This is a genomic window from Amycolatopsis sp. lyj-346, from assembly GCF_046548975.1.
Lineage (GTDB): Bacteria > Actinomycetota > Actinomycetes > Mycobacteriales > Pseudonocardiaceae > Amycolatopsis.
On sequence record NZ_JAJPWT010000001.1, the window covers coordinates 675,817 to 698,993 of the forward strand.

Here is a 23,177-nt window from a genome sequence, read left to right on the forward strand (position 1 = left end):
AACCATCGATGCGTATCGTCCATTTCGGACACGCCTGCCTGTTGCTGGAGACCGGTTCCGAGCGGATCCTGATCGATCCCGGCGTCTTCTCCACCGGCTTCGAGGGTGAGCGGGAGCTGTCCGCCGTGCTGGTCACGCACCAGCACTTCGACCACCTCGACGTCGAACGGCTGCCCCAGGTCCTCGAAGCCAACCCGGGCGCCAAGCTCATCGTCGATCCCGGGTCCGCTCCCGAAGTCGGGAAACTCGGCCTGGAGTTCGACGTCGCCGATGTCGGGGACACCTTCGCCGTCGGGGACACCTCGATCAAGGCCGTCGGCGGGGAACACGCCGTCATCCACGCCGATATTCCCGTCATCCCGAACATCGGGTACGTCTTCGACGACGGCGCGTTCTTCCACCCCGGCGACTCGTTCTTCGTGCCCGGCCAGCAGATCGACGTCCTCGGCCTGCCCACCGGGGCGCCGTGGCTCAAGGCCGGGGAGGCCGTCGACTACCTGCGGGCCGTCGCGCCCCGGGTGGCCGTGCCCATCCACGAAGCCGTGCTCGCCAATCCCGCCATGCACTACGGCCTCTTCGGCAACCTTGCGCCCGAAGGCACCGAGATCAAGGTGCTCGACCGCGGCGAACCGGCAAAGTTCTAGACCGCGCGGTGTGCCGGTCACGAACCGACCGGCACGCCGCACAACTCGGCCGCGCCGCGCCACAACTCCTCCTCCCGCTCCACGTCGTACGACTCCTTCGATGACGGCACGACCCGGCCACGGTCGAGGTACGCCCCGGACTCGGCCGGCCGGGACACGGTCATGGCCGCGGCCAGCTTGGCTCCCGCAGTCCGCGGGCTCGACGCGATGGGGGTCGCCCACAACAGCGGGAGCAGCCACCGGAAGCCGAACCGCTGGATCGCGCCGGCGTCGCGGACGAGGCCCGTGCCGGGAACGAGCCCGGGCGTGTAGGCATATACGTCGACCTCGGGAAGCCGCTTCGCGAGCGCGTGCACCAGGTACTGCACGCCGAGCTTGCTCGTCGAATAGGCCCGGCGCCCCGCGGCCACGGTTTCGGCCTCGGGGCCGGCGCCCGGGCGGGCGAGGCTTCGCGGGTCGCTCCAGCGGGGCGCCGGAACGAGGCCCAGGTTGTGCCGGAAGTCGCCGAAGTGCGACTCGCTGCCGGTGACCACGATGCGCGCGCCCGGCTCGAACCGGTCGGCGAGCAGGCGGAGCAGCAGGTAGTTCGCCAGGACGTTGATCGCGAACGTTGCTTCGAACCCGTCCGCCGTCGCCTTCGTGGCCGACGCCATCTGCACCCCGGCGTTGGCCAGCAACCCCGTCAGTGGCGGGATTTCCCGCTCGTCGAGCATCGTCCGCACTGCTTCCGCCGCCGCGCGCACTTCCGTCAGGGAGCCGAGGTCGCAGGCCACCGCCCGGACGTTCGGGTTCCCCGTGCGCGCGGCCAGTTCCCGCGCGAGGCGGCGCCCGGCCTCCTCGCCGCGCACGACGACGAGCAGCAACTGGTCCGGCCGGTCGCGCAGCAGCTGTTCGGCCGCGGCCCGGCCGAGTCCCCGGCTCGCACCCGTCATGAGCAGTGTCTTCGTCGGTTCGGTCACGGCCTCCCCTTTCACACGATCGGGTACTCAGTCCGATCTGGTACTCAGTACCGTAGCGCACTCGATACCGGTTTCGCTACTGTGTGTTCATGAGACAGCGCCCCTCGCTGCGGGAACGCAAGCAAAAGCAGGCTCGGGAACAGATCGTGGAGGCTGCCTTCGAGCTGTTCGCGGAGCGCGGCTTCACCGACGTCACGGTCGCGGACATCGCCGAGCGCGCAGAGGTGGGGCGCACGACGTTCTTCCGGTATTTCGGCGACAAGCAGGAGGTGGTGTTTTCGGACGAGCAGCAGCTGCTGGAGCATCTGGCGGCGCGCCAGCGGGCCATGCCCGGCGACGCACCCCAAAGCCTTCCGGCGGCTTTGGAGCAGGTCCGCCCCCTCGTGCTGGAGGTGTGCGCGGAGGCCACCGCGGATGCCGCGCGCTACGAAATGCACCAGCGGCTGCTGGAGCAGAACCCGGAGCTCAAGGACCGCAGTGCCCGGAAGCTGCAGCGGTTCGCCGAGCTGGGCGAAGCGATTCTGCTGGAGCGTGGCACGCCCAGGGAGGTCGCGGTGCTGGCGGCGCAGATCGCCGTGGCCTGTTACCAGGCGGGCAACCGGATCGCCGGCGCCGACGCACCCGCGCTCGCGCCGGCGGTCGACGTGGCCTTCGGGCGGCTGGACGTGCTCCTCGACCCGAATCCGGCGCACTGAGCCCGGAACGAGCTCGATCCCCGGCAGGGGACGGTGTTTGACAACTCCAGAGTGCAGCGGTCTCCCGCGGCCGTTCAGGCCGCGATGGCGCGCAACGAGCCGTAGGTCGCACCGAACGCGCGGTTCTCCAGGGCGACGTCCACCGCGTCGAGCAGGGCCTGGCGGAGGCCGGGGCGGGTCAGGTCCGCCGCTTCCACCCCCAGCCGGACCAGCCCGCCCCGGCGGGCCGAGCGCGCCGCCGCCAGGACCAGCGCGAAGCAGCGCACCGTCTCCGTGCGGTGCGACTGGCTCGTGAACTCCTGGACCCGCGCGCGGTGCACCTCGCCGGTCACGAGGTCCCGCACCGCGCCGAGGTCCGCGCACAGCCGGAAACCGTGCTCGGCCAGCGCCTGCAGCGTGCCCTGGGACGCGATCCAGCGCGGCGGCGCGAAGCCGTCGACCGACAGTCCCGCGTTGTCCAGCGCGGCCCGCGCGGCGATCAGCCGCAGGCGTGCCTCGTGGGCGGGCAGCGTCGCGAATTCCGCCCGTTTGCCCAGGTAGACCGTGCGGTGCGTGGGCGTGACGGTGTGGTCGTAGCCGTGCAGCAGCACGGAATCACCAGCGCGGGCGCGGGTCCGCACCCACTCCGTCACCGGGCCTTCGCCGGTGCGGGCGGCGTACAGCAGCGAGAGCGGCACCTTGCGGCGGTCGAGCTCGGCCGCGAGGTCGGCGCACCGGTGCAGCGTGCGCGGGGTGATTCCCGACAGCGAAACCAGCAAGCGAGCGTCCACGACCACCATGGGAGCGCACGCGTCTGAAACTCGCGTGAACTGCGCAGAACGGGCGGGCGACCGCTACCGGAAGCCTCACATGCCCTCACGCAGGCGCTTCGCCGCCACCGCGATCCGCCCCCGCAGGTCCGGGTCGGCGACCTGGCCATCGGCGACGTCCGCGCGCGAGACCGGGATCCGCGCGCACGCTTCCTCGACGATCTTCGCGCCCGCGTACGTCAGCACCTTGCGCAGCGAGTCGTGCGCGTCCCGGCCGCCGGTCGGCGCCGCGATCGAGGACGCGTTGATCCACGCCACCGGTTTGCCGTACATCTCCCCGCCGCCGACGGTCCAATCGAGGAGGTTCTTGAGCGAGCCGGGCAGCCCGCCCGCGTACTCCGGCGTGCAGATCAGGACCGCGTCGGCTTCCTTGAGCGCGGCACGCAGGGACGCGACCTCGGGGTGCAGTGGATCGCGGTCGTCATCGGGGTTGAAGTGCGGCAGGTCGCCGAGGCCGGTGTACGTCCTGCTCGCGGTGAGGGTCGCGACGGTCCCCAGCACCGCCGCATTGCCCGAGCCGGCTCGCAGGCTGCCGCAGATCAGCAGGATCACGAGGCCAGTCTGCCAGTGAAAGCCCGGTGATGCGCTGGTACGCCTCGATGTACCGGTGGCGCGTGGCCGTCACCACCTCGGGCGGCAACGGCGGCAGCGGCGACACGCAGTCCCAGCCGGACGCCGGGTCGACCAGCCAGTCACGCACGTGCTGCTTGTCGAACGACGGCTGCGGGACGCCGGGCTGGTGGCCGTCGGCGAGCCAGTAGCGCGCCGAATCCGGCGTCAGCAGCTCGTCGGCGAGCACGAGCCCGCCGTCGGCACCGATGCCGAATTCGAACTTCGTGTCGGCCAGCAGCAGGCCCTGCTCGGCCGCGCGCGCGGCACCCCGGCGGTACAGCTCCAGCGAGGCCTCCCTGACCTCCTCGGCGAGGGCACGACCGAGCACCGAAACGCACGTGCCGAAGTCGATGTTCTCGTCCTTCTCCCCGGGACGCGCCTTGGTGGACGGCGTGAAGATCGGCTCGGGCAGCCGCGCCGACTCGGCCAGCCCGGGCGGCAGCACCAGCCCGCACACCTCCCCCGACCGGCGGTAGTCCGCGTACCCGCGGCCGGTGAGGTAGCCGCGGACAACCGCCTCCACCGGCAGCATGTCGAGCCGCTCGACCAGCAGGGCACGGCCGCGGACGGACTCGGGGATGAGCGGGCCGTCGCAGGTCACGAGGTGGTTCGGGAGGACGTCGGCGAGCTCGCGGAACCAGAACACGCTCATCGCGGTGAGCACGCGGCCCTTGCCGGGGACCGACGTGGGGAAGACGCGTTCGAAGGCGGAGATGCGGTCGGAGGCGACGATCAGCAGGTGGTCGTCGCCCACCGCGTACAGGTCACGGACCTTGCCGGTCGCGAGCCGCGCAGGGATGGGGAGGGGTGTCACGCGCTGAACCCTAACGGGCACCCTCTGCCACCATGGATGATGCTGGCATGGCGTACGACTGGATCTCGGTGACCACCGACTACGGCCTGCGCGACGGCTTCGTGGCGGCCTGCCACGGCGTGATCGCGCGGCTGGCGCCCGCGGTGCGGGTGATCGACGTGACCCACGAAGTGCCACCCCAGGACATCCGGCACGGGGCGATGGCGCTGGCCCAGACCGTCCCCTACCTGCCCGAATCGGTGCACGTCGCGGTGGTCGACCCCGGCGTCGGCACCGCCCGGCTCGGCGTGGTCGTCGTCGCGGACGACGGGCTGCTGGTCGGGCCGGACAACGGCCTGCTGCTGCCGGCCGCGCAGGCGCTGGGCGGGGTCCGGGCGGCGTACGAGCTGGCGGAGCCGTCGCTGCGGCTGCCGGCGACGTCGGCGACGTTCCACGGGCGGGACGTCTTCGCGCCCGCGGCCGCGCACCTGGCGCTCGGAGTGCCTCCGGCCGACTTCGGCGACCCGGTGGACGGCCTGGTCGCGATGCCGGAGCCGTTCGTGGCCGCGTTCCCGGGGAAGCTCGTCTCGGAGGTGCTGACGGTCGACCACTTCGGCAACGTCCAGCTGGCCGCGACGCCGGCGGACCTGGAGCTCTCCGGCCTGTCCGGCGCGGTTTCCGTGCACAGCGAGCGGGTCGCGGTGACCACGGTGCTCGGCCGGACCTTCGCCGACGTGCCCGCCGGCGCGCCGGTGCTCTACACGGACTCGGCGGGCCGGCTCGCCGTCGCCGTGAACGGCGGCTCCGCGGCGGCCGTGCTGGGGCTCGGACCGGCCCAGGAGTGCACGATCACCTCGTCGCCGACGGCGACCTGACCCGGCCGCAGCACCGCGGCCTTCATCCCGAAGACGACACCGCCGCGCGGATCACGCCGGTAGGTCGCCAGGGTGCGGATCGGCTCGGGACCGGCCTTCGCGCCGGTCTCCTGGTCGATCATCGGGACCGTGCAGCGGACGCACTTCTCGGCGTAGCCGAACTTCGCGGTGCCGGCGGTCAGCTCGCGGGCTTCGTCTTCGCGGTGGGGTTCGCCCCAGCCCGCGATGACGATGTTCGGACGGAAGCGGTCCATCGGGACGGGTTCCCCCTGGCCGGCGGCAATCCGTTCGTTCAGGCTGTCCAAAGAGGACTCAGAGGCGAGGAGCACCGCGTGCCCGTCGGCGAAGGCGGCCCTGCCGGGGGTTTCGCCGCCGGTGACGCGCTCGTGGTCGGGCGTGACGCCGATCAGTTCGGCCGGCCGGCCGAGCAGGTCGGAGAACCACTCGTCGGCGGCTTCGCCTTGGCGGACGCCTTCGCCGTGCCACGCGAGCATCGACACCGGGCGCCGAGGGCCGTCACGCCGGATGTCGAGGACGAGGTCTTCACGGCCGGGGGCGGCCAGCGCGAGCCGGTCGCCGAGCACCCGCGGCCGGACGGACGCCAGCACCGGGTGCGGCCGCTGGGTGAGGATGTCACCGTCCGGCGTGACGAGCTGGAAGAACCGGTCGTACGCGAGCCCGGCGGAGGTCACCTCGGCGGACGGCACGTCAATGCCGGCGCAGGACTTGACCGGGTAATACGTCAGCCGAGCGATTCTCGCCATCTTCGCAGGTTATCCACATCGCCCCTGGCTATCCACAGATTTGCCCGTTAGCGGGTTCTCGCCGCCGCGACGAATAGACTGGACCAGGGACGCCCCCTGGGAGCCCGGAACTGCGGCCCGCTGGCACCTGCCTGCCCGCATGCGGCGCACGAGCCGGCCACTGCCCGGCGAGCTCGCTGCTGGTGGGTGGTGTTGAGTGACTGTGTCATGCGTTCGGCGGGCAGTCCCAGACGAGGGTTTGCGGGTCGGTCGTTGAGTTCGATGCCAGTGCCCGGGCACCGCGCGATCCGCGACTTCCGGTGGCCGGTCGCTGAGCATCACCATCGGGTGGCCATCCGCGGTCGCCGCTGATCCGGGCCTGTCCAGGGCCGACCAGAGCGACCAGTGCGCAGATCCGTGTAGTTCGACCCAGCCCCCCGTGGGGCGGGTGATGTTCGTGGCGTGCTGATGTGCCCGCGCGATCGTGGAATCGATCGACACTGACCAGCCCAGCAGGCCCGCGGCGTCTGCTTCGGACCGAACACCGCAGGCACGTCCCGCCACGCGATCCCGCACCGATACCGGTAGATGATTCCCTCCACCATCACGCGGGCATCGGAGGGGCTGGAGTCAGAGCACCTGCGAAAGGAACCGCTGCAAGCGGGGGCTCTGCGGCTCGTCGAAGAGCTCCGCCGGTGGGCCCTGCTCCACGATCCGGCCCGCGTCCATGAACGCCACCTCGTCGGCGACGCTGCGCGCGAAACCCATCTCGTGCGTCACCACGATCAGCGTCAGCCCCCGCGAAGCCAGCCCCGCCATCAGGTTCAGCACGCCCTTGACCAGCTCCGGGTCCAGCGCGCTCGTTGCCTCGTCGAAGAGCATCACCTCGGGGTCCATCGCCAGCGCACGGGCGATCGCCACGCGCTGCTGCTGACCGCCGGACAACGCGCTCGGCCGGTATGGGGCCTTGTCCGCCAGGCCGACGTCCGCCAAGCGGGCGCGGGCGATTGCCGAGGCCTCCTCCTTGCTCAGCTTCTTCACGCTGCGCAGCGGCAGCACGATGTTGTCCAGCACGCTTCGGTGGCCGAAGAGGTTGAAGTGCTGGAACACCATGCCGACGCGCTGGCGCAGCACGTCCGGGTCGGCCTTGATCACCGACTCGCCGTCGAGCAGGAGGTCGCCGGAATCGGGTTCCTGCAAGCGGTTCACGCAGCGCAGGAGCGTCGACTTGCCGGAGCCGGACGGGCCGATGACGCACGTCGTCTTGCCGCTCTCCACGCGGAGATCGACGCCGCGCAGGACTTCGAGCGTGCCGAAGCTGACGTGGATGTCCCGCAGCTCCACACTGGACGAACGCACCGCCGTTGTCACGAGGGCACCTTCCCGCTGGCGACCAGGTCCAGCTCGTCTCCGTCGCCCGGCTCGTCCACGCGCACCTTGCGGCCGGTCCGGAGCTTCTTGTCGATGTAGTTGACCAGGTGCGTCAGCGGCACCGTGATCACCAGGAAGAACACGCCGGCGGCGACCAGCGGGGACAGGTTGCCCGTGTTCGCCGCGAGGTCCTGGCCGATCCGGAACAGCTCCCGCTGCCCGGACAGCAGCCCGAGCACGTAGACGAGGCTGGAGTCCTTGACCAGCGCGATGAACTGGTTCACCAGCGCCGGCAGCACCCGCCGGACGCCCTGCGGGATGATCACCAGCAGCATGGACTTGGTGTAGCTCATCCCGAGCGCCCGGCTGGCCTCCATCTGGCCCTTGTCCACGCTCTGGATACCGGACCGGAAGATCTCGCCGATGTAGGCCGCGGCGATCAGGGACAGCGCCAGGATGCCCATCGGGTACGGGTTCGTGCCGACGACGTCCCGCGCGAGCGTGCCGAGTCCCTGGCCGATCAACAGGATCGTCAGGATGGCGGGCAGCCCGCGGAAGATGTCGGTGTAGACCCGCGCGGGCCAGCGCAGCCACCACTTGGTGGACAGGCCCATCACCGCCAGCACCATGCCGACCACGGTGCCGATCAGCGCCGAAGACACCGACAGGATCAGCGTGTTCAGCAGGCCGGTCTTCAGCAGATCGGGCAGGACCTGGGAAATGTAGTCCCAGTCGAGGAACGTGTTGATGAAATCATCCATTGTGGACTACTGCCCCGGCTTGAACTCGGCGGGCACCGGCGCGGTCGGTTCGAACTGGTCGTGCACCTTCACCCAGGTGCCGTCCGCGATGACCTTCTTGAGGCCGTCGTTGATCTTGTTGATCAGGTCCGTGTTGCCCTTCTTGAAGGCGAAACCGTGCGGGATGGTCGTGGTGATCGCCTTGGTCACCTTGAGCTTCGCGTCGGCGTTGTTCTTCGCGTAGTCCTCGGCGGTGGCCTGGTCGAACACCGCGCCGTCGATCGCGCCGGTCTTGAGGGCGTTGAGGGCCGCGGCGTCATTGGGGAACCGGACGGCCTGCGCGGTCGGTGCGTTCGAGCCGAGCCAGGAGTCCGAGACCGTGCCCTGGACGACGCCGATCCGCTTGCCGGCCAACGAGTTCTCGTCGGTGATGCCGGCGGTCTCCTTGGCTTCGATGCCGAGGGCCTGGTAGTTGTACGGCGCCGAGAAGTCGACGGTCTTCTTGCGGGCGTCCGTCTGGGAGATCGCCGAGCTGCCGATGTCGAACGTGCCGTTCGCGACCTGGCCGAGCAGCGCCGAGAACTCCGTCGCGGCGAACTCCAGCTTCAGGCCTTCCTTGGCCGCGATGGCCTTCAGCAGCTCGTTGTCGAAGCCGGTGTAGTTGCCGTTCTCCTGGTAGGCGTTCGGCTTCGAATCGCTCAGCGTGCCGACGCGCAGGGTTTTCCCTTCACCGCTGTCCGAGCCGCCGCACGCCGTGAGGGCGGCCAGCAAGGTCGCGGTGAGCGCCGTGACCAGTGTCTTCCTCATGCTTCTCCTAACCCTGGAACCCGGCCGGCACCGGAACGGTCGGCAGGAACTGCTGGTGCAGCTTAAGCCAGGTCCCGTCGGAGATCACCTGCTTGAGCCCGTCGTTGATCTTGCCGAGCAGCTCCGCGTTGCCCTTCTTCACCGCGAAACCGTGCGGCACGTCCGTGACGAAGCTCTTCACGACGACCAGCTTGGCGTCCGGGTTGTCGGTGACGTTCTTCTCGGCGATGGACTGGTCGAGGATGTAGGCGTCGACTGCGCCGCTCTTCAACGCGGTCAGCGCGGCGGCGTAGTCGGGGAAGCGCACGGCCTCGGCGGCCGGCACCGTGCTGGTCAGCCAGTGGTCGCCGACGGTCGCCTGGATGACGGCGACGCGCTTGCCCGCCAGTCCCTTTTCGTCGGTGACCGGCGTGCCCTGCTTGGCCTGGATGCTCATCGTTTCGAAGTCGTAGGCCGCGGAGAAGTCGACCGTCTTCTTGCGCTCGTCGGTCTGCGCGATCGCCGAGCTGGCGATGTCGTAGCGGCCCGACGCGACCTGGCCGAGCAGTGCGGAGAAGTCGGTCGCGGCGAACTCCAGCTTCAGGTTCTGCTTGGCCGCGATGGCCTTGAGCAGCTCGTTGTCGAAGCCGGTGTAGTTGCCGTCCTTGAGGTAGATGTTCGGCGGCGCGTCGCTCAGGGTGCCGACGCGCAACGTCGAGGAACCGCTGTCCGAGCCGCCGCAGGCGGTCAGCGCCAGGACGGCGGCCAGCACGGTGACGATCAGCTTCTTCATGTCACGCACCCAGGTTCTTCACGGGCAGGCCGGGGCCGCCCTGCCGGAGTTCCGTCGACAGCGGGGTGTTCTTGTAGAACTGCCCGTAGATCCGGGCGACCGTGCCGTCCGCGATGGCCTTCGCCAGGCCGTCGTTGAGCTTGTTCAGCAGGTCGGTGTTCGTCTTGGCCACCGCGAACGCCGACGGCGTGTCCTTGTCCTCGACGGTGTACCCGAGCTCGAGCGGGACGGCCGGGTTCTGGTCCAGGTACTTCTGCCCGATGTCCTGCGGGACGACCCAGCCGTCGAGCGTGCCGTTCTTCAGCTGCGCGAAGCCCGCGTTGTAGTCCGGGAAGCGGACGACCTGGGCCCCGGCGACCTTGCCCGCGAACTCGTCCTGCACCGAACCCTGGACGACGCCGAGACGCTTGCCGCCCAGCGAAGCGACGTCCTTCAGGTTTGCGCCCTTGGCCGTGACGATCGTGGTGAAGCCGGTGTTGTAGCCGTTGGAGAAGGCGACCGTCTTCTTGCGCGCCTCGGTGCTCGAGATCGTCGAGCTGCCGATGTCGAACTTGCCGCCCGCGACGCCGGCGAGCAGGCTGGCGAACTCGGTGCCGACGAACTCGACCTCGAAGCCTTCACGCTTGGCGATGTCGCGCAGCAGCTCGTTGTCGTAGCCGGTGAACCGGCCGTTCTCCAGGTAGATCGACGGCGGGGCGTCGCTCAGCGTCCCGACGCGCAGGGTGGTCGACCCCGCGTCGGAACCACCGCAGGCGGCGAGGGTCAACGTCAGCGCGCCCGCGGTCAGGGCGGCGGCGATCTTGGACAGCGTGGATCTCATCGCTTCTTCCATGGTGAGGACTGGCGCCGGGAAGCGCTCCGTGGTCAGCGATCGAGATTAGGGATTTCGCCCGTTCGAGTGGATTCGTTCCAGTCCGTGGACTGGTGGGTCAGCTCACAGGATCGGCTGCGGCACGTAGCCGGCGGCCTCGGGGAACCGCTCGAGGACCTGCGCGACGCGCTCGGCCACCTGCGTGACCTGCCGCCCGGCCGTGCCGGTGAACGAAATCCGGTCGGCGAGGAGTTTGTCCAGCTCACCGCGGTCGAGCGGGATGCGCTCGTCGGCCGCGAACCGGTCGAGGAGGTCGTTCTCGGCGCGGCCTTCGCGCATCTCGAGCGCGACGGCGACCGAGTGCTCTTTGATCGCTTCGTGGGCCGTTTCACGTCCGACGCCGCCGCGGACCGACGCCATGAGCACCTTCGTCGTGGTGAGGAACGGCAGATAGCGATCCAGCTCACGCTCGATCACCGCCGGGAAGGCGCCGAACTCGGCGAGCACGGTGAGGAACGTCTCCAGCAGGCCGTCGAGCGCGAAGAACGCGTCCGGCAGCGCCACACGCCGGACGACCGAGTCGGAGACGTCGCCCTCGTTCCACTGGTCACCGGCGAGCTCGCCGATCATCGACAGGTAGCCGCGCAGCACGACGGCCAGGCCGTTCACGCGCTCGCACGAGCGGGTGTTCATCTTGTGCGGCATGGCGGACGAGCCGACCTGGCCGGGCTTGAAGCCCTCGGTGACCAGCTCGTGGCCCGCCATCAGCCGGATGGTCTTGGCCAGGCTGGACGGCGCCGCGGCGAGCTGGACCACAGTGGACAGCACGTCGAAGTCGAGCGAGCGCGGGTACACCTGGCCGACGCTGACGAACCGCCGGTTGAAGCCGAGGTGCTGCATGACGCGGTCCTCGAGCTGGTCCAAAGTGGACTCGTCGCCGAGCAGGTCGAGCATGTCCTGCGCGGTGCCGACCGGGCCCTTGATACCGCGCAGCGGGTACCGCTCGATGAGGTTGTCGAGCCGCTCGAAGGCGACCAGCAGCTCGTCGGCCGCGGTGGCGAACCGCTTGCCGAGGGTGGTGGCCTGCGCGGCGACGTTGTGCGAGCGCCCGGCCATGACGGTGTCGGCGTGCTCGACGGCGAGCGTGGCCAGCCGCGCCAGCACGGCGCCGACGCGGGTCCGCACGAGCTCCAGCGAGCGGAGCAGCTGCAGCTGCTCGACGTTCTCGGTGAGGTCGCGCGAGGTCATGCCCTTGTGGATGTGTTCTTGGCCGGCGAGGTCGCTGAATTCCTCGATCCGCGCCTTGACGTCGTGCCGGGTGACGCGCTCGCGGGCGGCGATCGACTCGAGGTCGACGTTCTCCAGCACCCGCTCGTAGGCCTCGACGACGCCGTCCGGCACCTCGACGCCGAGGTCTCGCTGTGCCTTGAGGACGGCGAGCCAGAGCTGCCGTTCCAGGACGACCTTCTGCTCCGGGGACCAGAGCGAGACCAGCTCCGCCGAGGCGTAGCGGGCGGCGAGCACGTTCGGAATGCGGGGCTTGTCCGTCACGCCCTCACGATACCTGCGCAGGTCAGCCGGATTGCCGTGGCAGGCAGCACAGCGGCGCTTTCACCATTCGGCGAGGCCCCCGTCGTCGTGGCGCCACACCGGCGACCGCCAGGTGTGCCCGACCTCGTCGGCCCGGCGAACGGCCGCTTCGTCGACCTCGATGCCGAGGCCGGGCTTGCGCGGCCGGGCCGCGTAACCGTCCTGGAAGGCGAAGACCGACGGATCGACGAGGTACCCGTGCTCGCGGCCCTCGTGGTAGTGCATGCCCGCACTCTGTTCCTGGATCAGGAAGTTCGGCGTCGCGAACGCGATCTGCAGCGACGCGGCCAGTGAAATCGGGCCCAGTGGACAGTGGGGTGCCAGCGAAGCGCCGTACATCTCGGCCAGCGCACCGATCCGCCGCAGCTCCGAGATGCCGCCGGCGTGCGACGGATCGGGCTGGACCACCGCGACGCCGGCGTCGAGCACCGGCTTGAACTCCCAGCGCGAATAGAGCCGCTCGCCGACCGCGATCGGCACCGTGGAGGCCTCGACAACCGTGCGAAGTGCGTCGCCCTGCGTCTCCGGCAGCACCGGCTCCTCGACGAACATCGGCTGGACGTCCTCGAGCATCCGCACCAGCCGGCGCGCCATCGCGGGCGAGACGCGGCCGTGGAAGTCGATCGCGAGGTCGCGGTGCGGGCCGAGCACCTCCCGCGCTTCCCACGCGCGCGCCACCGCGGCGTCGGCCTCCGCGGGCGACGCGATCGCGGCCAGCGGGCCGGCGACGTTCATCTTGACCGCGGTGAACCCGGCCTCGACCTGCGCGGCCACGGCTTCACGGAGGCCGGCGGGCCGGTCGCCGCCGACCCAGCTGTAGACCCGGACGCGGTCGCGGACCGGCCCGCCGAGCAGCTCGTGCACCGGCGCGTTGCGGACCTTGCCCGCGATGTCCCACAGCGCGTGGTCGAATCCGGCGAGCGCACTGGAAAGCACCGGGCCGCCGCGGTAGAACCCGCCGCGGCGCAGCACCTGCCAGTGGTCCTCGATGCGGAGCGGGTCCTGGCCGATCAGCAGCTCCGAGAGCTCGTGCACGGCCGCGCGCACGGTCTCCGCGCGGCCCTCGACCACGGGCTCGCCCCAGCCGCTGACCCCTTCGTCCGTGCTGACCTTGAGGAACAGCCAGCGCGGCGCGACCAGGAACGTTTCGATCGCGGTGACCTTCACCGTGCCCCCGTTTCTACGCGGAATCCTTGGCGGCGGACCAGCCGCCGTCGACGGTCAGTTCGGCGCCGGTGACGAACGACGCCGCGGCCGAGAGCAGGAACGCGATCACGTCCGCGACTTCCGCCGGCCGGCCGAGGCGCCCCGCCGGGGTCGCCCGCGCGCTGCGTTCGCGGTCCTCCGGCGAGATGCGGTTCCAGGCCTCGGTGAGCACCGGCCCCGGGAGCACGGAGTTGACCCGCACCTCGGGGGCGTACTCGACGGCCAGCTGCCGGGCCAGCGCGACGAGCGCGCCCTTGCTCGCCGCATACGCGGGGTGGCCCGGCAGGCCGAAGTGCGCGTGCACCGACGAGACCAGCACGATCGCGCCGTGCCTCTCCCGCAACGACGGCAGGCACGCCTTCACGGCCAGGTAAGCGCCGGTCAGGTTGACGTCGAGCTGACGCTGCCAGCCGGCTCGGTCCAGTTCGTGCAGCGGCCCGGTGCTGGGTACGTAGGCGTTGCTGACCAGGGCGTCCACCTCGCCGATGGCCGCCCAGGTCGCTTCGTCCCGGACGTCGCCGCGGACCGGGACGACGCCGCCGGGGAGTTCGGCGATGTCCACGCCCAGCACGCGGTAGCCGTCGGCCAGGAGTTTCCGCGCGGTCGCCGCCCCGATCCCGGACGCCGCTCCGGTCACCACCGCTGTGGGCATCGCCTCTCAGACCCTTCCGTGAACGTGGTCGCCGGAAGCCAGCCTGACAAAGAGCCGCCAGAGCCGTCAAGATAACTCCTAAATTAGGATTTCAATCAGGAGCACCCCGGCGGCACCGGCCCGGACGACGTGCCAGGCTGGCTCCCGGTGGGTGCGGTCGCCCGGATCTGTGAGGAGCACGCATGGCTGAGCTGGTCTTCGTCGGGTGCTACACCGGCGATGCGGGGAACGGCACCGGGATCACGACGCTCTCGCGGTCACCGTCCGGCTCGCTGCGCGAAGTGGCTTCGCTGCCGCTGGAGTCGCCGTCCTGGCTGGTGCGCCACCCGTCGTTGCCGGTGCTGTACGCGGCCAACGAGACCGCGGACGGCGGCGTGACGGCGTTGACCTTCTCGCCGTCGGGCGAGCTGTCCGCACTGGGCACCGCGGAGACGGGCGGCGCGCACCCGTGCCACCTGGCGGTGACGCCGGACGGCCGGTTCCTGTTGTGCGCCAACTACACCGGCGGCAGCCTGGCGGTGTTCTCGCTGTCGTCAACGGGTGCCCCGGTTTCGCGAACCGCGCTGGTCCGGCACAGCGGCAGCGGCCCGGTGTCCGACCGCCAGGAAGCAGCGCACGTCCACATGGCGGTCCCGTCGCCGGACGGTTCCGTCGTGAGCGCGGTCGACCTGGGCACGGACGAAATCCGCAGCTACACGCTGACGTCGTCGGGCGGGCTGGAGCCGCTGGCGGTGTCCTCGCTGCCGCCGGGCACGGGACCGCGCCAGCTGGTGCGCCGCCCGGGCACCGACTTGGCGTACGTCGTGGGCGAGCTGGCCGGAACGCTGGTGACGGTCCGCGAGAAGGCGCCGGGCGCCTTCGAGGTGGTGTCGTCGACGCCGTCGACGCTGTCGTCGGTGACACCCAACCTGGTGGCACACCTGGAACTGGCCGACTCGCGCCTGTACGTGTCGAACCGCGGCCCGGACTGCGTGACGGAGTTCGCGCTGGACGACGCGGCCGCGGTGGCGGACCAGCCGTGCGGCGCGAACCCGCGGCACTTCGCGCTGGTGGACGGGACTTGTTACGTGGCCGCGCAGTCGGAGGACGCGATCACCGCGTTCACGCTGAGCGCGTCCGGCGAGGCGGAGCTGCGGTACTACCCGACGGGGTCACCGACCTTCGTGCTGCCGGTTTCGCTGCCCTGACGACGTTTATTGATAAATTATGAGAACTTCCCGGGCGGCGTAGGATGCAGCGGTCACGACCGGCCGGCTGAGAGGGCCCTCCATTGACCGAACACCGGCCACGCGGGCTGCACGGCCAGACCGTGGAGGCACTGGCCAGCCGGATCCTCTCCGACGAGTGGGGCGAGGGCGCCGTCCTGGACCTGCCCGCGCTGCGCGAAGAACTCGACATCAGCCTGACCGCGCTGCGGGAAGCGCTGAAGGTGCTGGCCGCCAAGGGCATGATCGACGCCCGGCAGAAGCGCGGCACCTTCGTCCAGCCGCGCGAGAAGTGGAACATGCTCGACGCCGACGTCATGCGCTGGCAGACCGCGGCCGCCGACGACCCCGGACTGCTCGACGAGCTCACCGAGGTCCGCGCGGTCGTCGAACCCGCCGCCGCCCGGCTCGCGGCCGGACGGGCGTCGGACGAAGACATCGAATCGCTGCGGGACGCGCTGGCCGACATGGCCGCCGCGGGCGACGACCCCGAGGCGAGCGTCCAGGCCGACCTCGCCTTCCACCGGCGGCTGATGGCCGCCACGCACAACAACTTCCTGGTGCGGATGGAACGGATCATCGCGATCGGGCTGGCCGAGCGCGACAAGCTCGTGCACGGTGCCTCAACCGCGGAAGACCCGGTGCCGAGCCACCGGAAGGTGTTCGACGCGATCGTCGCGGGCGACGCGGCCGCGGCGGAACAGGCGATGCTCGCCCTCGTCACGAAGGCCCGCGAAGACCTCGAGAGGGCTCAGCGCACGCGGTAGGCCGCTCATCCGGCGAGGGCCGCCTGGAGCATCCGGGCGGCTGCCGCGCGCGGCTCGGGGTCGACCGCGATCAGCGCGTTGACGACCGCGCCGTCGACCAGCGCGACCAGCCGCTCCAGCTCGGTGGCGGTGACCGGGGTGCCCGAGCGGGCGAAGATCTCCGTCAGCAGCTCGTTGAGCTGGGCCGACAGCGTCCGCATCAGCGGCCGCAGGTACGGGCGGCGGCCGGTCGCGACCAGCCGCTCGTACCGCAGGAGGACGGCTTCGGCGTCGGCGGCCGGGTCGCCGCTCTCCGGGCCGAGCAGCAGGTCCAGCACCAGGTCGACGGTCGCCTGCACCCCGCGGTTGCGGGTGGCGAGCTCGTCGAGCCGGCGGCGGCCGGTCGCCAGCTCGGCGTTCGAGTGGTGCTCGACGGCCGCCGTGACCAGGTCTTCCAGTGAATCGAAGTAGTACGTCGTCGACGCGAGCGGCAGGCCGGCCCGTTCGGCGACCGCCCGGTGCCGCACGGCGTCGAACCCGCCCTCGACGAGCAGTTTCGCGGCGGCCTCGACGAGCGCGGCGCGCCGTCGCTCCCCCTTCGGGGTGGTCGCAGCGGTCATGGCCGGTCATTCTGCCAACCGGGTGGACCCGGGCTCAGAAGCGGGGCGCGAGATCCTGCGCGAACCGGTCCACCTGACCCGCGTACGGCGCCGCCGCTCCAGGAGAAGGCACGCTGACCAGCACCAACACCCCACCGGACGCGGTACCGACCCGGGCCGTGACGGTGCCGGCGGGCTGGGACTTGAAGACTTCGGGGATGCCCTTCGGGTACACCGCCGCGGCGACTTCGCCGCCCGGGACCGGGAACCCGGCGGACCGGGACACCGTCGAACAGGCGCCGCCCGGGACGGCCCGGGTGGCGGCGACGTGGCCGGGGAGCTCGCCAGCGAGGGCGATGGCGAGCTCCCCGTCCACCTGTTCGCACCCGGAGGCGCCTTCGGCCAGCTGGCCGGTCTTCCCGTCCCCGGCACCCCCCTGCTGGGGTGGCTGAGCCGGGAAGTTCGGTGACTCCCCACCGATCTCAGGACGCATCGAGCCGTCGCCCGGTTGCGCGGAGCCCGGTCCGGATTGCGCGGGCGCGGCGTTGTCCGCCGCGGTCATCGATTTGGGGGTACCCCCGGAGAGCACCCCGTACGCGCCGAACCCGGCGACGACCAGGGCGACGGCGCTCACCCCGGTGGTGATCCGGTTCCGGCGGCGCACGGTCTGGCGGCGGGATTCGCGGACGATGTCGTCGCGGGAGAACGTCGGCGACGGCGCGTCCGGCGGCGCGGCGGAGAACAACGAGCGCAGCTCCTGCTCATCCATTGGTCTCCACCTCCCGTTCGAGGACCTGCCTCAGGTTCGCCAGCCCGCGGGCGGTCTGGCTCTTCACGTTGCCTTCGCTGCAGCCCAGCGCCTTCGCCGCGCCGGTCACGTCGAGTCCTTCGAAGAACCGCATGACCAGCACCGCCCGCTGCTTGGGCGGCACTTCCTTCAGCGCCGCGAGCAGGTCCTCCCTGGTCGCGACGAGGTCGTCGAGGCCGGGCGTGTCGTCGGACGGCTCCGGCAGCGTCTCGGTCTGCCACTCGCGCCGCCACGGACGCCGCGATTCGTCGATCGACGCCCGGACGAGCGTCGTGCGCACGTACGCGTCGGTCGCCGCGCGATCCCTGATCTTCGTCCACCTCCGGTGCAGTGCGACGAACGCCGTCTGCGCGAGGTCGTCCGCCCGGTGCCAGTCGCCGCAGAGCATGTACGCGGTCCGGCGCACGGCGTCCCGCCTGGCGGCGAAGTACTCCGCGAACTCCTGCTCGTCGCGCTGGTCCACGCGCAGTCTTGCTCCGCTCGATCGTCGTTCGCCCGGGAGGACGGAATCAGGGGCCACCACGGTTGCACGGACCGAGTGGGTTCGACCACCGCCGGGCTCATTGATCCCCACGACGTGGGTGTGATGTGATCACAACGTGACCTTCAGCCCGCCCGTACTGGACTTCCGCTCCGACACCGTCACCCGGCCGGATGAAACGATGCGGGCGGCGATGGCTTCCGCCGAGGTCGGGGACAACGTGCTCGAGCGCGACCCCACGGTCGCGGCCCTGGAGGAGCGGGCGGCGCACGTCCTGGGCATGCCGGCCGCGCTCTGGGTGCCGAGCGGGACCATGGCCAACCTGATCGCGCTGAGCCTGCACCTGCAGCGCGGCGACCGGTTCCTCGCCACCCGGGGCGCGCACGTGCTGGCCAACGAGCTGGGCTCGGCCGCGTGGCTGGCCGGCGGCATGCCGGACATCCTCGAGCACGACGGCGGCCCGGGCCGTCCATCGCCTGACGCCCTCGCAGCCGCGATCGGACAACCCGGGCCATACTTCACATTACGGACATCCCTGCTCTGTCTCGAGAACACCCACAACGCGGCCGGCGGCGCGGTGACACCGCCCGACGAGCACGCCCAGCTGCTGTCCGTCGCCAAGGAAGCGGGCCTGACCGTGCACCTCGACGGCGCCCGGCTGTGGCAGGCCGCGGTGGCGCTCGAAGTGCCGCCCGCCGCGCTCACCGTCGGCGTCGACACCGTGTCGGCCTGCTTCAGCAAGGGCCTCGGCGCGCCGGTCGGCTCGGTCGTCGCGGGCAGCGCGGCCTTCGTCGAACGGGCACGCCGGATGCGGCAGATGCTCGGCGGCGGCGTCCGGCAGGGCGGCGTACTGGCCGCGGCCTGCCTGATCGCGCTGGACCGCATCCCCGACCTGGCCGAGTCGCACGAGAACGCCCGGCGCCTGGCCGAGGGCCTGACCGAGTACGGCTGGGCGACGAACGTTCCGGACACCAACATCGTGCTCGCCCAGGTGCCCGACATCCCGACCGCGCTGGCCTGGCTCGACTCGCTCGGCATCCGCGCGGTGCCGATGGCGGGCAAGGTCCGGTTCGTCACTCACCGGGACCTGAGCGCGACCGACGTCGAAGAAGCCCTGCGCCGGCTCAAGTCCGGCGTCTGAACAGCACTGGGGGACCCGATGAACTGGATCGTGTTCGACTACGGCGACGTGCTCAGCAAGCCGAGCGCCGCACTGCCCGACCTGGCCACGGCGATGGGCGCGCCGCTGCCGGAGTTCCTGAAGGCCTATTGGGAGTACCGGATCCCCTACGACGCCGGCAGCACGCCGCTCGAGTACTGGCAGGCGGTCGGCAACGCCGTGGGCGCACCGGTCGACCAGGCGCTGTCGGCCGAACTGACCCGCATCGACGTCGAGGGCTGGGGTCACCTGGAGCCGTCGTCGGCGGCGCTGCTCGAAGCGCTCTCCGACGCAGGCGCGAACCTGGCGCTGCTGTCGAACGCGCCGGTCGCGTTCGGCGAATGGGTCCGCGCGCAGGACTGGGCGCGGTACTTCCGCGTGACGCTGTTCTCGGGTGACGTCCGATGCGTCAAACCGGACGCGAAGATCTTCCGCCTCCTGCTCGACGAGCTCGGCGCCGAGCCTGCCGACTGCCTGTTCTTCGACGACCGCGAGTCCAATGTGGACGGCGCACGGGCGGTGGGGCTCCGCGCCCACGTCTGGAACGGCGCCGACGCGGCCCGCGCCTGGCTGGACTGAGCACTCACGCGCACCGCATGGCCGCCTACCCGCCGTGATCCCCGTGTTCTAGGCTGGGCGTCCCACACTCCCCCGGTAGGTGCCCATGGCGATGAGCGAACGACCGTCGGCCCACGTCGACTTCGAACGGCCGAGCGTCGCACGCGTCACCGACGCGCTGATGGGCGGGCAGAACCACTACGAGCCCGATCGCGCCGTCCTGCGGCAGCTGATGGCGATCGCGCCGGAGGCCCCGGCCATGGCGCGGGAAATGCGGCAGTGGCTGGTGCGCGCCGTCCGCTACCTGACCGAGCGGCTGGCCGTCGACCAGTTCCTCGACCTCGCTTCCGGCTTCCCGACCGCGGAGAACACCCACCAGGTGGCGCAGAAGTACAACCCGGAGGCGCGCGTCGTCTACGTCGGCGACGACCCGGTGGTGGAGGCGCACGGCCGCGCCCTGCTCGTCGACAACGACTTCACGCACATCTGCGGCACCGACCCGCTGAACCCCGGCGAGACGCTCGCCGGGGTCGCGCGGTTCATCGACTTCGACCGGCCCGCCGGGCTCGTGCTCTGCGGCGTCGTCGACCACATCGCCGACCTCCAGCAGGCACAGCAGGTGGTCAAGTCCTACGTCGGCGCGCTGGCGCCGGGCTCATACCTGATCCTGCTGCACCAGCACAACCCGGACGACGGCTCCGACGCGGCCGCCGTCGCGACGTCCCTGCAGGAGCGCTTCGGCCACATCGGACTCGACACGCGCTACCGCACGCGAGCCGAGATCACGTCGTTCTTCGACGGCCTCGACCTGCTCGAGCCGGGGCTGACCGCGCCGCACCTGTGGTGGCCGGACGGGCCGCGCCTGGCGCCGCTGACGCCGGTCAACTGGACGGCGCTGGGCGGCGTGGCGCGGATTCCTCAGTAGCGGTTGATGCGCCGGGGGTCCTTCTTGCCGCTGGTGATCGCCTTGTAGCCGGCCGCGCCGAGGAAGGCGATGCCGCCGATGACGGCGATCCACAGGACCGCCTTGAACACGAAGCCGATCACGGCGCCCAGCACCATGAACGCCACCCAGGCGACGATCAGGCCGCCGACGATCTTCCAGAACATGGTTCCTCCGATGTTTCCCCGTGGCCCCACCGGCCCGATGGCTCCACACTGCCACCTGCCGCGGTGAAACTCCCCTCGGAAGGCCAACGTTCGGGGTTTATTCAGGGTTCCCCCTGGCCAGCCAGGCCCCCAGGCGGCGGACCCCTTCGTCGATGTCCTCGGCGCTGCCGGCGAAGGAGAACCGGACGTACTTGCCGCCGTCGACCGGGTCGAAGTCGACGCCGGGGGTGATGGCGAGCCCGGTGTCGGCGAGCAGCCGCTGGCACCAGCTCAAGCTGTCCCGGGTGTAGGCACTGACGTCGGCGTACGCGTAGAAGGCGCCGTCGGCGGGAGCGAGCTTGTCGAGACCGATGCGCTGCAGGCCGGCGAAGAGGCGATCCCGGTTGGCGCGGTACCGCTCGACGTGCGCGTCGGCTTCCGCGTACGCCTCGGGCGTGAAGGCGGCGAGGGCCGCGTACTGCGAAACCGCGGGCGGGCAGATGGTGAAGTTGCCGGTCAGGACATCGACCGCGCGGTGCAGGCGCTGCGGCACGAGCATCCAGCCGAGCCGCCAGCCGGTCATCGCGAAGTACTTCGAGAAGCTGCCGAGCACGATCGGCTCGCGGCCGTACTGCCACGCGCAGTCGAGTTCGGCGCCGTAGGAGATGCCGTGGTAGATCTCGTCGCTGATCAGCTGGACGCCGTGCGACGAGCACCAGCCGGTGATGGCGGCCAGTTCCCCGGGCGGCAGCACGGTGCCGGTGGGGTTGCTCGGGCTGGCGACGATCAGGCCGTCGATCGGCCCGAGCTCGTCGAGCAGGGCGACGGTGGGCTGGAAGTTCGTCTCGGCGGTGGTGGCGAACTCGACGACCTCGCAGCCCAGGACGGAGAGCAGGTTGCGGTAGGCCGGGTAGCCGGGCCGCGCCATCGCCACCTTCGCCCCGGGGTCGAAGGCGCTGAGGAAGGCGAGCAGGAAACCCCCGGACGAGCCGGTGGTCAGGACGACGTCGTGCGCTTGGACGTCGACGTCGTACCGCTTCCGGTAGTGCCCGGCCACGGCCTCGCGCAGTTCGGGGACACCGAGCTGCTCGGTGTAGCCGAGGGTGCTCCGGCGAAGGGCCTCTTGGGCGGCCTCGAGCACGGGCTTCGGCGCGGGCGCGGACGGCTGCCCGGCCGCGAGCGACACGAGATCGCCGTGACTGCGCTGCCGCGCCCCGGCCGCGGAGAGAACGTCCATGACGTGGAAGGGCGGCACGCCGGCCCGCAACGCGGGCCCGGCGAAAGCTCCGAGGTCGGCCATGGGGCCAGGCTAGTAGCCGCGGTAGGCACCACCGTGGGCCATGGCCTTGATGCCGGGCACGTTGTCGAGGCTCCCGTACCGGTCGAAGGAGTACCGCACGCCGGCGATGATGTTGTCGACCGGGTTGTAGATGTTGTCGTGCCCGGGCAGTTTGTGGGCGTTGAACGTCGAATCGATGCACTGCATGAGCCCTTTGGACGGGTGCCCCGCGGCGGCATTGGAATCCCAGTTGTTTATAGCGTTGGGATTTCCGCCCGATTCATGCTGAATAATCGCCCAAATCTTGGGAATGTCCGCTTCCGTCACCGGAATTCCGGCCGCCTGCAGTGCCTTCATGGCTTCCTGGATCCACTGCTGGACGTTCCCCGGAGGCGGTGAAGAAGGCGGGCCGCCGCTCGGGCCGAGGCCGCCGCCACCGCCTCCGCCGCCCCCACCGCCGCCGCCTCCGCCGTGGGAGGAGCCGTTGCTGTGGATGCCGCCCGTGCTCTTCGGGGCCGATGCCGAGCTGCTCGGCAGCGGGACCTGGTCGTAGCCGCCCTCGATCTGCTGGGACATCAGCTTCTGCGACGCCTTGATCGCCGTGTCGGCCTGGGTCTGCAGGCCGGTGACGTCGCCGTCGAAGCCGGCCGTGATGTTGTGGATGTCGGTCTTGGCGGTGGCCAGGATCTGGTCGGCGCTGGGGCTGGGCGCCGGCTTGCCTTCGTCGTGGGCCTTCTTCGCCGCGGCCAAGGCGTTGTTGATCTGGGTTTCGGCCGTGGCGTTGCGCTCGTTGACCGCCTTTTCCGCGGCGAGCTGCTTGTCCCCGACGTTCTTCTTGATCTGGTCGAGGGTCTTCGCGAGGTCGTCGAGGTCCTTGGCGACATCCTCGAGGTGGGTCTGCACCTTGGTCCCCGCGTCGCGGACCTGGCGGACGTATTTGAAGAACTCGTCGGCCGCGGGACCGGCCCACACCTTCGCGTCCAGTGCGTCGGTGGAGCTCTTCAGCGAAGCGTTGTGGTCACCGGCGTTCTTGCCCGCCTCGCGGAATTGCGCGGCCGCCGCGGTGATTTTTCCCAAATCGACCTTTTCGACCTGGTCGACCTTCTTCATGAAGGCTTCCCAGTTGTCCGGCGTTCCGGCGCCGCCTCCGTTCAGACCCACTCTGGTGCCCCCT

The 23,177-nt window shown here is 70.7% G+C and carries 27 protein-coding genes and 1 pseudogene; 8 read left to right on the forward strand and 20 right to left on the reverse strand.

Annotation, left to right across the window (positions count from 1 at the left end; all coding sequences use genetic code 11):
• Positions 1-8 precede the first annotated feature (8 nt).
• Entirely contained in the window at positions 9-644 is a 636-nt protein-coding gene (locus ACLJQE_RS03345; RefSeq protein ID WP_410637423.1) for an MBL fold metallo-hydrolase, read from the forward strand.
• A gap of 17 nt (positions 645-661) precedes the next feature.
• On the opposite strand, the gene ACLJQE_RS03350 is transcribed toward ACLJQE_RS03345, so the two are convergent.
• A complete protein-coding gene (locus ACLJQE_RS03350; RefSeq protein WP_410637424.1) occupies positions 662-1,603 on the reverse strand; it encodes an SDR family NAD(P)-dependent oxidoreductase in 942 nt (313 codons plus the stop codon).
• Between the two features lie 89 nt (positions 1,604-1,692).
• Here ACLJQE_RS03350 and ACLJQE_RS03355 point away from each other — a divergent pair, with 89 nt between their 5' ends.
• On the forward strand, positions 1,693-2,298 hold the full coding sequence (locus ACLJQE_RS03355) for a TetR/AcrR family transcriptional regulator (protein WP_410637425.1): 606 nt from the start codon (positions 1,693-1,695) through the stop codon (positions 2,296-2,298).
• Between the two features lie 74 nt (positions 2,299-2,372).
• Here the strand turns inward: ACLJQE_RS03355 and ACLJQE_RS03360 are convergent, their stop codons facing one another.
• The 3 genes from ACLJQE_RS03360 to ACLJQE_RS03370 all read right to left on the reverse strand — a co-directional run bounded on the left by ACLJQE_RS03360 (position 2,373) and on the right by ACLJQE_RS03370 (position 4,533).
• Entirely contained in the window at positions 2,373-3,077 is a 705-nt protein-coding gene (locus tag ACLJQE_RS03360; RefSeq protein ID WP_410637426.1) for a DUF2334 domain-containing protein, read from the reverse strand.
• Between the two features lie 66 nt (positions 3,078-3,143).
• The gene (locus tag ACLJQE_RS03365) at positions 3,144-3,608 is read right to left on the reverse strand and encodes an NADPH-dependent FMN reductase (protein WP_410637427.1); all 465 of its coding nucleotides are present in this window, start codon (positions 3,606-3,608) and stop codon (positions 3,144-3,146) included.
• Positions 3,529-4,533, reverse strand: coding sequence for a phosphoribosylaminoimidazolesuccinocarboxamide synthase (locus ACLJQE_RS03370; RefSeq protein WP_410637428.1), 1,005 nt, complete (start codon positions 4,531-4,533; stop codon positions 3,529-3,531). Before ACLJQE_RS03370 ends, ACLJQE_RS03365 begins: the two co-directional genes overlap by 80 nt.
• A 47-nt stretch (positions 4,534-4,580) precedes the next feature.
• Here ACLJQE_RS03370 and ACLJQE_RS03375 point away from each other — a divergent pair, with 47 nt between their 5' ends.
• A complete protein-coding gene (locus ACLJQE_RS03375) occupies positions 4,581-5,387 on the forward strand; it encodes an S-adenosyl-l-methionine hydroxide adenosyltransferase family protein (protein WP_410637429.1) in 807 nt (268 codons plus the stop codon).
• Here the strand turns inward: ACLJQE_RS03375 and ACLJQE_RS03380 are convergent.
• The 10 genes and pseudogenes from ACLJQE_RS03380 to ACLJQE_RS03425 form a co-directional block, all read right to left on the reverse strand.
• Positions 5,270-6,151, reverse strand: a complete 882-nt coding sequence (locus tag ACLJQE_RS03380; protein WP_410637430.1) for an MOSC domain-containing protein — start codon at positions 6,149-6,151, stop codon at positions 5,270-5,272. The genes ACLJQE_RS03375 and ACLJQE_RS03380 overlap by 118 nt on opposite strands.
• A 264-nt stretch (positions 6,152-6,415) precedes the next feature.
• Positions 6,416-6,549, reverse strand: a pseudogene (locus ACLJQE_RS03385) (IS30 family transposase); the annotation flags it as partial.
• A 211-nt stretch (positions 6,550-6,760) separates the two neighbouring features.
• The gene (locus tag ACLJQE_RS03390; protein ID WP_410637431.1) at positions 6,761-7,501 is read right to left on the reverse strand and encodes an amino acid ABC transporter ATP-binding protein; all 741 of its coding nucleotides are present in this window, start codon (positions 7,499-7,501) and stop codon (positions 6,761-6,763) included.
• Complete coding sequence (locus tag ACLJQE_RS03395; protein WP_410637432.1) at positions 7,498-8,262, reverse strand: amino acid ABC transporter permease; 765 nt, start codon at positions 8,260-8,262, stop codon at positions 7,498-7,500. The genes ACLJQE_RS03390 and ACLJQE_RS03395 overlap by 4 nt, the downstream gene beginning before the upstream one ends.
• A 6-nt stretch (positions 8,263-8,268) precedes the next feature.
• The gene (locus tag ACLJQE_RS03400) at positions 8,269-9,048 is read right to left on the reverse strand and encodes an ABC transporter substrate-binding protein (protein ID WP_410637433.1); all 780 of its coding nucleotides are present in this window, start codon (positions 9,046-9,048) and stop codon (positions 8,269-8,271) included.
• A 7-nt stretch (positions 9,049-9,055) separates the two neighbouring features.
• Positions 9,056-9,820: an ABC transporter substrate-binding protein gene (locus ACLJQE_RS03405; RefSeq protein ID WP_410637434.1), complete on the reverse strand. Its 765-nt coding sequence runs from the start codon at positions 9,818-9,820 to the stop codon at positions 9,056-9,058.
• Position 9,821: 1 nt separating this feature from the next.
• The gene (locus ACLJQE_RS03410) at positions 9,822-10,640 is read right to left on the reverse strand and encodes a substrate-binding periplasmic protein (protein ID WP_410637435.1); all 819 of its coding nucleotides are present in this window, start codon (positions 10,638-10,640) and stop codon (positions 9,822-9,824) included.
• A 114-nt stretch (positions 10,641-10,754) separates the two neighbouring features.
• Entirely contained in the window at positions 10,755-12,182 is a 1,428-nt protein-coding gene (purB, locus tag ACLJQE_RS03415) for an adenylosuccinate lyase (protein ID WP_410637436.1), read from the reverse strand.
• 60 nt (positions 12,183-12,242) lie between these two features.
• Positions 12,243-13,388, reverse strand: a complete 1,146-nt coding sequence (gene dgoD, locus ACLJQE_RS03420) for a galactonate dehydratase (RefSeq protein ID WP_410637437.1) — start codon at positions 13,386-13,388, stop codon at positions 12,243-12,245.
• Positions 13,389-13,401: 13 nt separating this feature from the next.
• Positions 13,402-14,079, reverse strand: a complete 678-nt coding sequence (locus ACLJQE_RS03425) for an SDR family NAD(P)-dependent oxidoreductase (protein WP_410637438.1) — start codon at positions 14,077-14,079, stop codon at positions 13,402-13,404.
• A 182-nt stretch (positions 14,080-14,261) separates the two neighbouring features.
• On the opposite strand from ACLJQE_RS03425, the gene ACLJQE_RS03430 reads away from it, so the two are divergent.
• Positions 14,262-15,266: a lactonase family protein gene (locus ACLJQE_RS03430; RefSeq protein ID WP_410637439.1), complete on the forward strand. Its 1,005-nt coding sequence runs from the start codon at positions 14,262-14,264 to the stop codon at positions 15,264-15,266.
• Positions 15,267-15,349: 83 nt separating this feature from the next.
• Entirely contained in the window at positions 15,350-16,051 is a 702-nt protein-coding gene (locus tag ACLJQE_RS03435) for a FadR/GntR family transcriptional regulator (RefSeq protein ID WP_410637440.1), read from the forward strand.
• Positions 16,052-16,056: 5 nt separating this feature from the next.
• Here the strand turns inward: ACLJQE_RS03435 and ACLJQE_RS03440 are convergent, their stop codons facing one another.
• From ACLJQE_RS03440 to ACLJQE_RS03450, 3 genes are read right to left on the reverse strand one after another with little or no spacing between them, the layout of a single operon-like run.
• Positions 16,057-16,650 (reverse strand): TetR/AcrR family transcriptional regulator, encoded by a 594-nt coding sequence (locus ACLJQE_RS03440; RefSeq protein ID WP_410637441.1) that lies wholly within the window; start codon positions 16,648-16,650, stop codon positions 16,057-16,059.
• 34 nt (positions 16,651-16,684) lie between these two features.
• On the reverse strand, positions 16,685-17,398 hold the full coding sequence (locus ACLJQE_RS03445) for a hypothetical protein (RefSeq protein WP_410637442.1): 714 nt from the start codon (positions 17,396-17,398) through the stop codon (positions 16,685-16,687).
• The gene (locus tag ACLJQE_RS03450) at positions 17,391-17,900 is read right to left on the reverse strand and encodes a SigE family RNA polymerase sigma factor (RefSeq protein WP_410637443.1); all 510 of its coding nucleotides are present in this window, start codon (positions 17,898-17,900) and stop codon (positions 17,391-17,393) included. The genes ACLJQE_RS03445 and ACLJQE_RS03450 overlap by 8 nt, the downstream gene beginning before the upstream one ends.
• Before the next feature lie 136 nt (positions 17,901-18,036).
• On the opposite strand from ACLJQE_RS03450, the gene ACLJQE_RS03455 reads away from it, so the two are divergent.
• The 3 genes from ACLJQE_RS03455 to ACLJQE_RS03465 all read left to right on the forward strand — a co-directional run bounded on the left by ACLJQE_RS03455 (position 18,037) and on the right by ACLJQE_RS03465 (position 20,560).
• Positions 18,037-19,059 carry a threonine aldolase family protein gene (locus tag ACLJQE_RS03455; protein WP_410637444.1) on the forward strand — a complete coding sequence of 341 codons (1,023 nt, stop codon included), beginning with the start codon at positions 18,037-18,039 and terminating at the stop codon, positions 19,057-19,059.
• 18 nt (positions 19,060-19,077) lie between these two features.
• Positions 19,078-19,656 carry an HAD family hydrolase gene (locus tag ACLJQE_RS03460; RefSeq protein WP_410637445.1) on the forward strand — a complete coding sequence of 193 codons (579 nt, stop codon included), beginning with the start codon at positions 19,078-19,080 and terminating at the stop codon, positions 19,654-19,656.
• 85 nt (positions 19,657-19,741) lie between these two features.
• Entirely contained in the window at positions 19,742-20,560 is an 819-nt protein-coding gene (locus tag ACLJQE_RS03465; RefSeq protein WP_410637446.1) for an SAM-dependent methyltransferase, read from the forward strand.
• Here ACLJQE_RS03465 and ACLJQE_RS03470 read toward each other — a convergent pair.
• From ACLJQE_RS03470 to ACLJQE_RS03480, 3 genes are all read right to left on the reverse strand, one after another.
• On the reverse strand, positions 20,554-20,745 hold the full coding sequence (locus ACLJQE_RS03470) for a hypothetical protein (RefSeq protein WP_410637447.1): 192 nt from the start codon (positions 20,743-20,745) through the stop codon (positions 20,554-20,556). The two genes, ACLJQE_RS03465 and ACLJQE_RS03470, sit on opposite strands and share 7 nt — an antisense overlap.
• A 97-nt stretch (positions 20,746-20,842) precedes the next feature.
• Positions 20,843-22,024, reverse strand: coding sequence for a pyridoxal phosphate-dependent aminotransferase (locus ACLJQE_RS03475; protein WP_410637448.1), 1,182 nt, complete (start codon positions 22,022-22,024; stop codon positions 20,843-20,845).
• 9 nt (positions 22,025-22,033) lie between these two features.
• A complete protein-coding gene (locus ACLJQE_RS03480; protein WP_410637449.1) occupies positions 22,034-23,164 on the reverse strand; it encodes a transglycosylase SLT domain-containing protein in 1,131 nt (376 codons plus the stop codon).
• Positions 23,165-23,177: the final 13 nt, after the last annotated feature.